The following is a 13,710-nucleotide window of genomic DNA, read 5'->3' as shown; positions in this document are numbered from 1 at the left end:
TCGTGGGTGCGAAGACCGGTTTGAGCCGGTTTCCGGACTCGCGGCACAATGCGGCATGCCCGAAGTACGTCCGCGGTGGCGGAAGAAGCGGTACATCCTCGGCGCGGTCGTCGCGCTCCTCGCCGCGTTCGCCTTCGCCAACAACACCCAGCTGTTCGCCGAGGTCGGCGGGGAACCGCCGAAGGTGCTGGCGCATCGCGGTGTCGCGCAGACGTTCAGCACCGCCGGCGTGGAGAACGACACGTGCACCGCCGAGCGGATCGATCCTCCGGTGCACGGGTTCCTCGAGAACACGATCGCCGGCCTGCGCGCGGCGTTCGATTCCGGGGCAGACCTGGTCGAACTCGACGTGCACATCACCAGCGACGGGCAGTTCGCGGTCTTCCACGACTGGGAGGTGGACTGCCGCACCGACGGGGCCGGCACCACCCGGGACTTCACGATGGCCGAGCTGAAGGCGCTCGACATCGGCTACGGCTACACGGCGGACGGCGGCCGGACCTTCCCGTTCCGGGGGCGCGGTGTCGGGCTCATGCCGTCGCTGGACGAGGTGCTGTCGGCGTTCCCCCAGGAGCCGCTGCTGATCCACGTCAAGAGCGAGGATGCGGCCGAGGGCGCTGCGCTGGCCCAGCGGCTGTCCGAGCTGGACGCGGCTCGGCTGGCCGACATCGCCGTCTACGGTGGTGATGCGCCGGTGCGGGCCGTCCGGGATCGGCTGCCGCAGATCCGCGCCGCGTCGAAGGGCAGCATGACCGACTGCCTTCTGCGGTACGAGGCGATCGGGTGGACCGGGATCGTTCCGGATGCCTGCGCGAACACCGAACTGCACATCCCGGAGTCCTACGCGCCGTGGCTGTGGGCGTGGCCGTCGAAGTTCGTGAGCCGGATGGAGTCCGCGGGCACCCGCGTCGTCCTGGTAGCCGGATCGGGTGGGTTCTCCGAGGGATTCGACACGCGGGAGTCGCTGGCGCGTATCCCCGGTGGTTTCACGGGCTACGTCTGGACCAACCGGGTCGCCGAGGTGGCGCCGCTGATCGACCGCTGAAGCGGACGGCGTAATTCGGCCAGGCCAGCAGGCTGCTGTGTAGGTTGGGTTTGTGCGAATTCTGTTCAGTGCAACCCCCGCGTACGGCCATGTTCTTCCGTTGGTGCCGTTGATGCAGGCCGCGGTCGAGGCGGGGCATACCGTTGCGCTGGCGACCAGCGCCGGTGTGCGGGATGAGGTCGGTCCGGAGCTCGCCGCCGAGGTGGAGTTCCTGGCCGCAGGTGCGATGCCGATGGAGTTCTCCGAGGACGCTGCCCGCCGCACCGGCGCAGACCCGTTCCACCCGGGGCCCGAACTCATCGGGGAGATCTTCGGGGGCTCCCGCGTGGACCTCGGCGGCGATGACACGATCAGCCTTGGCCGCGAGTGGGCGCCCGACCTGATCGTGGCCGAGACGTTCGACGCGATCGGCCCGATGGTCGCAGCCGGTCTCGGTATCCCCTGGTACCAGGTGGGTATCGGCCCCGCGACGCCCGCGGTGATCACCGAGATCGAGCGCGCCGCGGCTTCGCGCTATCGGGACGCCGGACTGGACCCAGTCGGGCCGCTGAGCTACATCGACCCGTGCCCACCACAACTGCAGGATCCCGGCTGGTCCAGCCGCGTTCCCGTGCTGCCGCTGCGCACGCAAGCCCACCGACGCCCCCGCGACATGGCATTCGAACCGCCGGCCTTCGCGGACCCGGCCAAGCCCACGGTGCTGGTCACCCTGGGCACGATCTTCTCCGACCCGGACGTGCTCGACACGACCGTGAGAGCGACGGCAGGCCACGACGTCAACGTGATCGCCACTGTGGGCTCCTCGATGAGGAACCCGGACGCGGGCGAAGACGGCTCCCTGCCCAGCCGGCGACCCGACGGCGGCGAGGTGCACTTCGTGCCGTTCGTGCCGCTCGGCCAGCTTCTCGACCGAGCGGATCTCGTCGTCGGTGCCGGCGGTTCCGGCACGGTCCTCGGCGCCCTGGCACACGGTCTTCCCATGGTGCTGTGGCCTCAGGGCGCCGATCAGCCGATCAATGCCGCCCGCGCCGCCGCTGCCGGAGCGGCGATCACCGTTGGCAGCGGGGACGAGATCTCCCCCGCGGTGCGGCGGGCGTTGGCGGAGGGCACCTTCCGCGACCGGGCCCGGGCCGCCGCCGCGGAGAACGACGCTCGTCCCAGCCCCGCCGATGTCATCAAGGAAATCACCCAGGGGCCCGTCGCCGGCTGAGGGTGACCGCTCTGCTGGCTCGACGTCTGCGTTAGCAGGCCGGCGTCCCGACCTCGACCAGCACGCTGCCGAGGAAGTCTACGAGCTCGTCGTGGGCGTCGAGGGGGAGGACGTTCGCGACGTACTGGTCCGGCCGGACCACCACGAGGGCTCCGTGGTCCCGGTCCAGGCCGCGCAGATCGAAGATGTCGGTGGCCGGATCGGGGCAGAAGACCTTCTCGTAGTCGATGAGCTCGAACGATCCCTTGCGGGGGAGGAGGACCGGCGGCAGGTCGTCGACGGTGACGTCGCGATGTCCCTGCTGGAGGACGGCCCGGACGTCGATCACCGAGTCGGGGTCGGCGCCGGGCGGGGTGAACCGGGCGATCGGTGAGCCTTCCGAGGCCAGGAACCCGGCTAGTGCCCGCAGCCGGGAATCGGGGCCGCCGGGATGGGCCCGGTCGGCGAACGCGTAGAGGCGCCAGGCGCCGTCGGCCCGGGCCGCGTGGCCGAGGTGCATCGGCTTGGCGTCGGCCAGCCGGATGACCGGCGCGGAGTGGAACCGCATCCCGATCGGGAAGCCCGCCGCCAGGTGCTGGTGAGTCGGTGCCGCGGTGAGGACCGACGGCTCGTAGCGGACCGCGACCCCGGCGGTGAACCGGCCCTGCTCGCGGAAGTAGTGCTGGAATCGCGCCGGGTCGGCGTCCTTCTCGCTGTCCGGTCGAGCGCTGAACAGCGCAGCGAACTCGCGGTCGAAGTCGATGAGCTGCTGGGCGACCTTCTGCCGTTCCGCCGAGTAGGTGCGCAGCACCTCGGGTCGCGAGGTCCCGCGGAGCACGGCGCCGAGCTTCCACCCGAGGTTCCAGGCGTCGGCCATCGAGACGTTCATGCCCTGCCCGGCCTTCGCGCTGTGGGTGTGGCAGGCGTCGCCGGCGATGAAGACGCGGGGCTGGCGGGTGCCGGTCTCGGCGTCGGGGACGTCGTCGAAGCGATCGCAGAGACGCTGGCCGATCTCGTAGACCGCCCACCACCCGACGTGCTTCACCTCGAGGGTGTAGGGGTGCAGGATCCGGCCGGCGACTGCGGCGAGTTTCTCCGGGGTCACGGTGCGCTCGCGGAGCATCTCGGCGTCACGGTCGTTGTCGAGCTCGATGTAGAGCCGGACCAGGTAACCGCCTTCGCGCGGGATGACCAGGATGCTGCCCTGTTCGGAGTGGATGGCGGACTTGAGCCGGATGTCGGGGAAGTCGGTGACGGCGAGGACGTCCAGCACGCCCCACGACTGGTTGGCCGTGTCGCCTTCGAGGCGGCGGCCGATGGCTTCGCGGGTGCCGCTGCGCGAGCCGTCGCAACCGACGACGTACCGGGCGCGGATGGTCGAGCTCTCTCCGGTCGGCTGGAAATCCTTGACGTGCTGCAGCGTGACCGTGACCGGGTGTTCGGCGTCGGCGTCGGTGTCGACCTGCACGTCGGTGGCGTGCAGCCCGTAGACGGGTTCGGCGCGGGAGGCGGAGCGGCGCATGTGGTCGCGCAGGTAGGCCAGCATCCGTGCCTGGTTGACGATCATGTGCGGCATCTCGGAGATGCCGTCCTCGACGTCGTCGATGCGTCCAGTCCGGACGATGGAGCCGCCGTCCTGGGGGTCCGGTCGCCAGAAGGTCACTTCGTTGACCTGGTAGCCCTCGTGGATGAGCTGATCGGCCAGGCCGAACGCCTCGAACATCTCCACCGTGCGGCACGCCACGCCGTCGGCTTGGCCGACCTCGAGCGGCCCGTCCCGCCGGTCGACGATCACGGTGTGGATCTCGGGGAACTCGGCGAGCTGGGCCGCCAGGACCAGTCCGGCCGGGCCGCAGCCGATGATCAGAACATCGGCCGTGTCCGGCAGGCCGCTTGGACGGTCGGCCAGGGACGGGTGGGGGTCCGCGACGAACGGGTCCCCGGGCTTGTAGCCGTCGAGATAGAACTGCACTGGTCTTGCTCCTCTGGGCATCGGACCACCCGGGCCGTCAGGGCGTGGGCTGCTGAGCCTTGCCGCGGACCACCGGGTAGCACGTTCCATCGTGCGGCAGGGACGCCCTGGCGGAAAGTCTGTTCTGCTATGAGGAACAGTCAACGGCCGTGGGCTCCACGAACAGACATGTGTGCGCCGTTCACGAAGGAGGCCGGATGAGGTGTTCGAGCTTTCAAGTGGATAGCCACGCGGGCTCGGGAAGGTCCCTCGCGGCCGCTCTGAGTCAAGTCGATCAGGGGTTCGGTGCCCTTTCGGGCAACGTTGCTCGAATCCGAGCGGTGGGCGCAACCTCGATGGGCATGGGGCGTCTTCCGGGATGACAAAGCGGTGAGAAACCGCTGATATGACTGAGGAAAAGGGGAGCACGATGCTCAAGCGCTACCGCATGACGACGGCCATCACCGGCATTCTGGGTGGGGCACTGCTGATCACCGGCTGCGGAGCCGCCGCCGCGCTCCAGCCGGCGCCCGAGCGCGGCGCGGTCAATGCCGGTCCGGCCTCGGGCGGGGGCGGCGGGGACATCGGCACGTCGAACTGCTCGGAAGCCGATTTCATCATCTCCGCCGCACCTGTGGAGGGCGAGCCCGGCAGTTTCATCGTGTCCTACGGGAACCGGTCGGACAAGACCTGCACGATCAACGGCGGCGTGCCCAACCTCCAGGGCCTGGACATGAGCGGCGCGCCGATCGAGGAGCTGCCCGTCGAGGACGTGCGGCTTCCCGACGCGCCCGAGGAATTCACCCTCCAGCCCGGCGAGATCGCGTACGCCGGCATCGGCATGATCCTGGCCGACAGCGGCGACCCGAACGCCAATGTCCTCACCGGGTTCCAGTCCTCGCTGCCGGACATGTCCGAGCCGCAGCCGGTCCACGTCGTCGGTGCCGACGAGATGCGATTCGCCGCGAAGCAACTGCGGGTCAGCTCGCTGGTGTCCACCCCTGAAGAGCTGGGCTGACGTCGATGGATCTGGGGGTCGTCGCAACACCGTAGCGAGTCGGTGGTGACGAATCGCGTGGCAGAACGCTCGGCCGGGGTGTCCCGGCTGAGCGTTTCAACCGCGTCGGCCACATTGCCGGTGGGCGGGAAGTCGTGCGGTAGCACTGTTTTCCGCAGCGCAGTAGTCACTGATGCTGCAGGGCTTTGAACTCGTCGAGCCAGGCGTAGTTGGGAGCGGGGGTGCCGTCGGGGAGGGGCTGCACCGTGCGCGAGGCGAACAGGCTGTTCAGCAGCCACGGCTTCTTGTCCGGTCCGAAGCCGTTCGACATGGCGGCGTCCTGGCCGACCCCGTAGGTGGCCACGGCGAGCTTGCCGGTGGCCCGGAACTTCTGCGTCTGGTCGTGCAGGAAGTTCTTGTTGTTCTCGAACCACGGGCTGGTGCGCAGGAAGTCGTACCACCGTTCCGGCGGGAACGGCTTGTCGAGCGCGTTCTTGATGACCTGCCACACCCGGGTGTCCGGCGGGATGTCGTACTCGTCGGCGTACTCGCGGGGCACCCGGTCGGTGAGATGCTCCTGCCAGAGCTGGACGAGGGAGAACTCGGTGGCGAGGAACTTCTTGTCCGGGCCCAGCCGGGGCAGGATGTAGTCGAGGTAGGCATCGGCGTCGTTCAGGTCCGCAACGTGCGGGTGGATGTCCGTGCCCTCGATTTCCGGGGTGTTGCGGACGTAGGCCATCCAGCGCTCGGTGCCCTCACCTGTCCACTCGGGATCGTCGAGGTGGTTGAGCGAGCCCATGTAGAGCCTCGTCTTGCACTTGTCCGGGAAATGCGCAGCACGGTACTCGATGACGTGGTCGGCGACGGCCTCGTAGAAGGCGTTGATGGCCCCGTTGTTCCAGTCGTCGTGCGGACTTTCGATGAACGGCTCGTTGCCGATCACCAGGATGTCGACCTCGTTCAGCACCTCCGGCAGCATCTCGTCCAGCCGGCGGAGTTCGGCGTTCATCGCATCGGTGCCGGGGCGCGGCAACGGCTTTCCGCGTTCCGGGAAGTAGGGGAACTTCAGCGACAGCACGGTTCCGTAGCCGTGCGCGCCGGCCTGCAGCAGGGTGCTGATCGCGGGGGCATCGGCCGGCTTGCCCTTGTCCGCGTCGGGCATGGCGAAAAAGCCGCGCAGCCACGTCGCCTCGGCGGTCTTGACCTCGCCGAAGGTCATGATGCGCGGGTCACCGTTGAAGTTCACGCCGAGAACACCGTTCGGTGGCGGCGCGGTCACTTGCGGAATGAGCGGCTGCGTATCGACGTTGCCCTGTCTCTCCCGGGGGGTGCTGCAGGAAGCTGCGCCGAACACGGCGAGTCCGGCCGCCGTGGACAACTGGAGCAAGCGACGTCGAGGCAATGCGCTCATGTGCCCGGATGCTTCACCGACCGCAACACGATTGTCAATTGATGCAACGAAGTGCAGCGCCCAAGAGCCAAACCGGCAACAGATGGACATATCGCGCGTCAGAAGGGCAAGGCTCCTGAGTGTTCAGGCAGCACCACGGTTCGCGGGTACTCACCAATCCTCCAGCGCCGGTAGGAATGCTCGCAGATGCGTCGCGTCGATCGCGGCCAGGTCCTGGTGACGAAACCCACACGGAAGGACAGTGCGTGTTCTGCGCTGATAACGCAGGGAATCCGTCATCCGTCGCTGACGAGGCCGATCCGCTGCCGGGAACGGCCGGCCCCGGATCGCGGGCGGTCACGGCGAGACCGCTGAGGATCCTGTTCACGTCACTGGCTCTACCAGCCCACATCCGGCCGCACGAACCATTGGCACGAGCACTGCTCGGGCGTGGGCACGACGTGCGGCTGGCGACGGCGGCGTCGATGGAGCGCCTCGTGATCAGGTCGTACGGCATCCCCCACCTGCCGGCCGGGCTTGACTGGACCGCGGACCCGGATATCGAGCGGCGGCTGACGTCGGCCTTGGCCAGGGATGGCAACGAAGCCTTCTGCCGGGTGCTCTACGGCGAGGTCCTGGCCGGACAGTGCGTGCTGCCGATGTTCGAGGACCTGTTGGAACACGCGAGGCACTGGGCCCCCGACGTCGTCGTCAACGACTGCGCGGAGTGGGCGGGACCGCTTCTGGTGCTGTCGCTGGGAATCCGGAACCTCTCGGCCGACAACGGCCTGCTGCGCAACGTCTGGGATCACCACGCCGATCACGTCCGTCCGAGGCTGACCGAACACCGCTCGGTGCTCGGCCTCGGCCCCGAACCCCGGACGCCGAGCAGTCTGGACCACGTGGTGCTCACCCCCGCGCCCCGGGAACTCTTCCTCGCAGACCTGCCCATTCCGGCGGTTCAGCCCTACCGGCACGAGAATCCCAGGCAGGCCCGCGAAGCGCTCCCGCACTGGGTGCGTGAGCTGCCGGACGACACGCCCTTGGTCTACGTGATGCTCGGGAGTTCCGGAAACTGCGCGCCCGGCATGGCGGCCGGTTTCCACCGGGCGAACCGCATCGTTCTCGAAGCCCTGGCGGGTTTCGGCGGCGCCGTGATCGTCGCCGTCGGACGCGGCAACGCCTCCCAATATCTCCCGCAGCCCAGCCATGTCCGAGTGGTGGAATACGCGCCGCAAACGCTCGTGCTCCGGCGCGCCAACGTGTTCGTCACGCATTGCGGGTTCGGTGGATCACGAGAAGCGATCGAGGCCGAAACCCCGATGGTGATGCTTCCGTGGTTCGCCGACCAGCCGCTCAACGGAAGGGAAATGGCCGCGCGCGGCATGGGATTGCTGCTCGACCGGTCCACCGCAACCCCTTCGCAGGTCCGGGACGCGATCTTCGAGGTTCTCGCCGAAACACGGTACCGCGCTGCGGTATCCGCGGTGCGGCGGCGAATGATGGCCCTCCCGAACCTGGAGGAGATCGTCGGCGACGTGATCGAGTCGTGCGCCGAGCCGGTACCGGCATGATGCCCGGCAGCGGCCCCAGGCTGCGAGCGAGTGGTCAGAACCAGTGCAGGCAGTGCGGGGAGCGCTCGGCGCTGAAGAGGGCGTCAGCGAGCATCGCTGCACCCGGGCGGTGGGCCCGGATGTGTCCGGCACGCACGAGCGTGCTCGGGGCGGTGCCGCCGAGGTAGACCGAGCCCAGGTCGCTCACGTCCAGGGACAGGTCGGGCTCCCGGTCCGTCGGGACGCAGTCGGCCTTGCCATCCCGGACGGTCAGCAGGTAGCGGCCGTGCTCGCCGAGGCACGGATCGTCGACGTCGAGGACGAGCTCACCGTCCACGGACCAGCCGCGCGCGGTCAGCGCACGCGGGACGTCCAGCAGCCGCACCCAGAGCCAGTCGGTGTCGTCACTCACCTGGCCGGCGCGGAAGTCCGCGAGTTGCCAGCGCAGCGGGTGCCCGGGCGGGAACTTCTTGAACACGACCTCGGAGACCAGGTCGTGTCCGAGCACGAACTGGGCCAGGGCCGTGAAGACGGCGTCGTCGGTGGCGACGGTCTCGTCGACGGTCAAAGTGCCGGGCTCGCCGAGCGAATAGCTGGCGTACCCGTCCGGGACGCCGTCGGCGTCACGGTGGACGGCGACGTAGCACATCGGGATGATGGACTTCGACGGCGGCGCGTCCGATGAAGCTGGTCAGCGGCGCGGGCAGGTTGCCCGACCCAGCGCGCCGCGTACTCGTGGTCACCGGCGTGCACGACCACGCTCTCCTCGTCCCGCGCGATGGCGTCCACACAGGTCATCCCGCCGCTCACCGAAGCTGAGCCGCACTCCATTCCCCGCTGAATCTTCCTCCCCCCCCGACGCCGGGAAACCATTCGCGCCAAGCATCCGATGTGCGATAGGCGCAAACATCGGGAAGGTAGCGGTTGCCGGTGAGGGCCTTGTACGCGGACATCGCCGTGTGCATGGCGGCGACCCCGCGTGCCTCTCGATCCTCTTTTCCGTCGTGATCGGGATGTACGTAAAAGCCGCCTGAATCCAGGTAGGTTGCCCAATCGCCCGCAACCTGGTAGGGCCAGGCGACATTCCATCCGCGCAGGCGGCGCCCAAAGTTCCTGTACTTGATTGGACTGGCAATCCGAAATTGGGGCAATGAATCGCGCACGGATTCATGGGCTAGCACGGACTCGATTACGCTTGAATTGTTCAAAGCGTTGCGGCTGGCGAACGAATCGAATACCGGGTGTTCCGCAATGTGAAATCCTGCTAGTTCGGCCCCGCCCTTGTGTCGTTCGGCTCGGAGCCATTCGAGCATCTCGGTCACCGAGCTGTCCTCTGGAGTGGCATGCGGGCGAACTACGAGCTCGCTCGTCAGCTTTTCTACCTGGGCTTCAGGTGGCTGCGCTGCACGGCCCCCGTGATCCATCATTTCGCGAGTATGGCACACCCAGCGGGTTGCTGGGTGTGCCAAACGCACATTGCTCATCGCAGAGCGGCACATCCGTTCCAGTCCGCGCTGCCGGTCGTGTATGCCGTCAAGGTGTCGCGATCCGCATTATCGGTGACGACCACGGCCTCCTTGCCGGGGGCATAAGGCAAGAACCACTCCGTGCTCCCATTGGGATCGCTTCCTGGGCGAGTTCTGTTGGTGGCTATGGTAGTCAGCCAGCAATCCGTAAATGCGTCCGAATTGTTGATTGGATGACCTGCGTGGATGTGACGCGTTCCGAATACTTCGTTTCCGCAGAGCAAATTAACTCGGCCGCCTGGAGCGTTATTGAGGGCGAGTACTTCGCGTTCTGCCGGAATTCCTGGATTGGCGCGGGTTGAGGATGGCGAGCTGGATGAGCCGGTGACCTGGAAATTGCGGCCGAACCACCTGATCACTCGCCATGGCATGCGAGGATGACCCGGGCGAGCGACGGACGGCACAGGATGCACCGATGACCGCCCGCCTGTTCGTGCACTTGCGGAGCACGCCGGTAGCGGATCGCTACTGGATGTTCACCGTGACCGGGTCGCTGCCGGTCGCCCGCACGGTCACGATCGGTGCTCCGGGTGGGGAGGTGACCTCGCCGCCGGCCGCCGAGACGGTGTAGCCGTCCGGATAGTGCAGGTCGGACACGTAGATTTCGGTCTGGGCCGTGCTGTTGGGGCGGTAGGTGTAGCGGAAAGCGCCGTTGTCCGGGTCGAAGTTCATCGAGACCGGGGTGCCCGCGGTGGCCTGCGGGTAGGTGCGCACGAGTTGGCGTCCGGCCTCACCGAGGAACGGGTCCTCTTCAGGTTCCGGGCCGCTGATGCTCGCGTAGTGCCAGTACTGCCATCCGATGAAGCGCTCGTCGGCGCGCGACAGCGAGTTGCCGAGCACCCGGGGGTCGTTGTCGCCGAATTCCGTGAGCAGCGCCGGTGTTCCGGTGCGTTCGGTGAACTTGTCGGCGTTGCCCCAGGTGATGTCGTGCTGCAGCGGGCACATGCCGATCAGTTCCTCGGGCATTCCCAGGTAGATCGCCGACTGGCTGATCACGCAGTAGTCGTGGAAGGAGAACGCGACGTTCGGGTCGTCGATCGGCGGGGTCAGCGGCGGTTCGGCGAGATGGGTCGGCATGGTCTGGTTCCAGGTGACGTTGGGTTCCCAGAACACCGGCAGGGTGGGGGAGACCTCGCGGATCCGCTCGGTCAGATCCTCGTGCACGGCCTGGTACTGGCGGTCGAACAACGGGCAGCCGAACGGGAAGCAGGTCGGGAAGGCCGTTCCGGGCCACGGTTCGTTCAGCAGCTCGATGCCGAGCACGTTCGGCTTGTCGGCGACCCGGGCGGCCAGGGCCGCCAGCGCGTCACCGAGGTGGTCGACCACGCCGTTCGAGTTGTGCCAGACCTCGTCCCAGCCCGCGTTCATGCTCGGCATCAGGTAGTAGAGGGGGAATCCCGGGTTCGACTCCCACGACTGCGGTCGCGCCTCGATGGCCCATTCCGGAAAACCGTTGCCGCCCCAGCTCTTGCTCAGTCCGTCCTGGTGGTTGTCCAGCAACACGTGGATCCCGGACGCCCCCAGCACGTCGACGACCCCGGCGAGGCGGTCGAGGTAGGCCTCGTCGACGTCGCCCCGGGAAGGCATGAGCCCGTCGAAGGACACCCCGAGCCGAACGGTGTTGAACCCGTGCCGAGCCAGCAACCGCGCGTCGTCCGCGGTCAACGTGAAGCCGTCACCGGGCTCGATGTACGGGGCGTCCTTGTCGACGTTGTTCACGCCGTGCAGCAGCACCACGCGGTTCTGCTCGTCGAGGAACCAGCGACCGTCGATGCGCAGCGGGGGATCGGCGGGCGCGGCCTGTGCCGGGGCCGCGGCGCCCACCATGGTCGATGCGAGCGCGAGGACGAGCAACAACCTGGGCAACCGCAACATGCTGCCTCCTGTCGAATCACCACCGGACCAGGATCATATGAATAATTCTCACGTTTGGCCAGGGCGCGCCTGCCTCGGGTTGCTGGGTTCCTGAGGGTCCGGTGAGGTTGCTGCGGCGCGCAGTTCCGCGGGCTCACCGGTGCCACGCGGTGTCATCCGGCCCGGAATGCTGCGCTCAAGGCCGGGCGGCGGCCAGTGGGCCGGTGCCGGGAAGGACGTTGAAAACCAGTTGGGTCTCGGTCTGCCGGACGGCCCGGTGGACGTTGATGTGTTCCAAGACCAGGTCGCGCAGCACTTCCGGGGACGCGACGGCGACGTGCAGGAGGTAGTCGTCCTCGCCCGCGACGTGGAACGCGGTCAGCATGCCGGGGATCTTCGCGAGCTTGGCGTGGAATCTGAGCACCTCGTCGCGATTGTGGCTGCCCAGCCGCACCTTGATGAGCGCCTGGATCGGCAGGCCGAGCGCGGCGAGGTCGAGCTGTGCGTGGAACCCCGCGATGACGCCGGTCTCCCGCAGCGCGCGCACTCGGTGGATGCAGGTCGATTCCGCGATACCGACCCGCGCGGCCAGCGCGGCGTTGGTGATGCGGCCGTCGGCCGCGAGCTCGGCCAGGATCTCCAGATCGGTGGCGTCCAGCCCGGCCTGCTCCGGTGAATTCCTCGATCTGGCCACCCTCACCACGCCACCTTCCGTCACGATCTTCGGTGATCTCGCTGTTTGCCGAGGTTCCTTCGTCCATTCCGCTTCACGCCGATGTTTTCTTGCATCCTACGGCGCATGACCCAGAGTGCTCGCTCCTTCGATTCGATCGCCGTCCACGCAGGCCGGGAAGACCTGATCCGACTCGGCGTGCACGCCCCGCCGATCGACCTCTCATCGACCAACCCGCTGCCCGACTCCGAGACCGGTGGCGCCTCCTACGAGTCCATGGCCAGCGGTGGCCGGCCGCTTGCCGAGGGCGGCGCCGTGTACGCGCGGTTGTGGAACCCGACGGTCGCCCGGTTCGAGTCGGCGTTGGCGCAGCTGGAGCGAACGGAAGATGCCGTGGCGTTCTCCTCCGGAATGGCCGCCATGACGGCAGTGGTGCTGGCCGCCAAGGCCGAACTCGGCGGCCGCCACGTCGTGGCCGTGCGGCCGCTGTACGGGGGAACCGATCACCTCCTCGCATCGGGGCTGCTCGACGTCGAGGTCACCTACTGCGAACCGCACGAGGTCGCGGACGCGGTGACCGGGAACACCTGCCTGGTGGTGGTCGAGACACCCGCCAATCCCACCCTGGAGCTCACCGACATCGGTGCCGTGGCGACCGCGGCGGCCGGGTGCCCGGTGTTGGTGGACAACACCTTCGCCACGCCCGTGCTCCAGCAACCCGCCCTGCACGGCGCGGACCTGGTGCTGCACAGCGCCACGAAGTACCTCGGCGGTCATGGCGATGTGGTCGGGGGTGTGATCGCGGCCGACGCGGGATGGTCGGCGGCGTTGCGGCGGGTCCGTGCGGTGACCGGCGCACTGCTGCACCCGATGGCCGGGTACCTGTTGCACCGTGGTCTCGCCACGCTGCCGGTCCGCGTCCGGAGGCAGCAGGAAACGGCTGCGGAACTGGCCGATTGGCTGCGCTTCCGGCCCGGAGTCCGGCAGGTGTTCTACCCGGGTCTGGACGGCAACGGCGCAGGCATCCTCGGACGCCAGATGAGCGGGCCGGGCGCCATGATCTCCATCCGGCTCGCGGGCGGTCACGAGCACGCGATGCGGGTCACCGACCGGGTTCGGCTGTTCACCCATGCCGTCTCGCTGGGCGGAGTGGATTCGCTCATCGAGCATCCGGCGGCGCTGACGCACCGCCCGGTCCCGGAAGAGGCCCGGCCGGGCGCGGACATCCTGCGGCTGTCCATCGGATTGGAGGACGTCGAAGACCTGCGCGCCGACCTCGACCAATCCCTCGCGGCCGCCTCGACCGGCGGCCTGGTGGAGGCCACGAGCAGCGGAGCACCGGGGCGCTGAGCGGCTCTCCGACGTTCGGCTCATCGAACGCTGCATCCACCAGCGCGGCACTCTGCGAGAAGACCGCACTCGCCGATATGCCCTCCCGATCGGGAGGGCATATCGGCGAGTGCGCCCAGCCGCTACCCAGGACCACCGGTGGATCTGGTCTTGGTCAGGACGCGGACGATCCGGCCGAGGGC

Annotated in this window: 11 protein-coding genes; 5 read left to right on the top strand and 6 right to left on the bottom strand. The window is 68.1% G+C overall.

Annotated elements, in window-relative coordinates; genetic code table 11:
- The first annotated feature begins 55 nt into the window (after nt 1-55).
- Both AC07FN_RS03965 and AC07FN_RS03960 read left to right on the top strand, forming a co-directional pair.
- The gene (locus AC07FN_RS03965; RefSeq protein ID WP_478394239.1) at nt 56-1,045 is read left to right on the top strand and encodes a glycerophosphodiester phosphodiesterase family protein; all 990 of its coding nucleotides are present in this window, start codon (nt 56-58) and stop codon (nt 1,043-1,045) included.
- Between the two features lie 112 nt (nt 1,046-1,157).
- Nucleotides 1,158-2,255 (top strand): glycosyltransferase, encoded by a 1,098-nt coding sequence (locus tag AC07FN_RS03960; RefSeq protein WP_478394272.1) that lies wholly within the window; start codon nt 1,158-1,160, stop codon nt 2,253-2,255.
- A gap of 31 nt (nt 2,256-2,286) precedes the next feature.
- On the opposite strand, the gene AC07FN_RS03955 is transcribed toward AC07FN_RS03960, so the two are convergent.
- The gene (locus AC07FN_RS03955) at nt 2,287-4,206 is read right to left on the bottom strand and encodes an FAD-binding monooxygenase (protein ID WP_478394238.1); all 1,920 of its coding nucleotides are present in this window, start codon (nt 4,204-4,206) and stop codon (nt 2,287-2,289) included.
- A 385-nt stretch (nt 4,207-4,591) separates the two neighbouring features.
- Between AC07FN_RS03955 and AC07FN_RS03950 the strand changes: the two genes are divergently transcribed.
- Nucleotides 4,592-5,203, top strand: coding sequence for a DUF4232 domain-containing protein (locus AC07FN_RS03950; RefSeq protein WP_478394237.1), 612 nt, complete (start codon nt 4,592-4,594; stop codon nt 5,201-5,203).
- Between the two features lie 166 nt (nt 5,204-5,369).
- Here AC07FN_RS03950 and AC07FN_RS03945 read toward each other — a convergent pair whose 3' ends face one another.
- On the bottom strand, nt 5,370-6,428 hold the full coding sequence (locus AC07FN_RS03945; protein WP_478394236.1) for a hypothetical protein: 1,059 nt from the start codon (nt 6,426-6,428) through the stop codon (nt 5,370-5,372).
- A gap of 572 nt (nt 6,429-7,000) precedes the next feature.
- Between AC07FN_RS03945 and AC07FN_RS03940 the strand changes: the two genes are divergently transcribed.
- Nucleotides 7,001-8,146, top strand: a complete 1,146-nt coding sequence (locus AC07FN_RS03940; RefSeq protein WP_478394235.1) for a glycosyltransferase — start codon at nt 7,001-7,003, stop codon at nt 8,144-8,146.
- Between the two features lie 34 nt (nt 8,147-8,180).
- Here AC07FN_RS03940 and AC07FN_RS03935 read toward each other — a convergent pair whose 3' ends face one another.
- The 4 genes from AC07FN_RS03935 to AC07FN_RS03920 form a co-directional block, all read right to left on the bottom strand.
- Nucleotides 8,181-8,774: a sterol carrier protein domain-containing protein gene (locus AC07FN_RS03935; protein ID WP_478394234.1), complete on the bottom strand. Its 594-nt coding sequence runs from the start codon at nt 8,772-8,774 to the stop codon at nt 8,181-8,183.
- Between the two features lie 157 nt (nt 8,775-8,931).
- The gene (locus AC07FN_RS03930) at nt 8,932-9,447 is read right to left on the bottom strand and encodes a hypothetical protein (RefSeq protein WP_478394233.1); all 516 of its coding nucleotides are present in this window, start codon (nt 9,445-9,447) and stop codon (nt 8,932-8,934) included.
- Between the two features lie 669 nt (nt 9,448-10,116).
- Nucleotides 10,117-11,526: an endoglycoceramidase I gene (locus AC07FN_RS03925; protein ID WP_478394232.1), complete on the bottom strand. Its 1,410-nt coding sequence runs from the start codon at nt 11,524-11,526 to the stop codon at nt 10,117-10,119.
- Between the two features lie 175 nt (nt 11,527-11,701).
- Entirely contained in the window at nt 11,702-12,205 is a 504-nt protein-coding gene (locus AC07FN_RS03920; protein WP_478394231.1) for an Lrp/AsnC family transcriptional regulator, read from the bottom strand.
- A 99-nt stretch (nt 12,206-12,304) separates the two neighbouring features.
- Between AC07FN_RS03920 and AC07FN_RS03915 the strand changes: the two genes are divergently transcribed.
- Nucleotides 12,305-13,528 (top strand): trans-sulfuration enzyme family protein, encoded by a 1,224-nt coding sequence (locus AC07FN_RS03915; RefSeq protein WP_478394230.1) that lies wholly within the window; start codon nt 12,305-12,307, stop codon nt 13,526-13,528.
- Nucleotides 13,529-13,710 lie beyond the last annotated feature (182 nt).

It is taken from the genome of Saccharopolyspora sp. NPDC045941 (assembly GCF_056431445.1).
The sequence above is the reverse complement of the archived record's forward strand: the minus strand, read 5'-3'. Positions and strand labels throughout refer to the sequence as shown.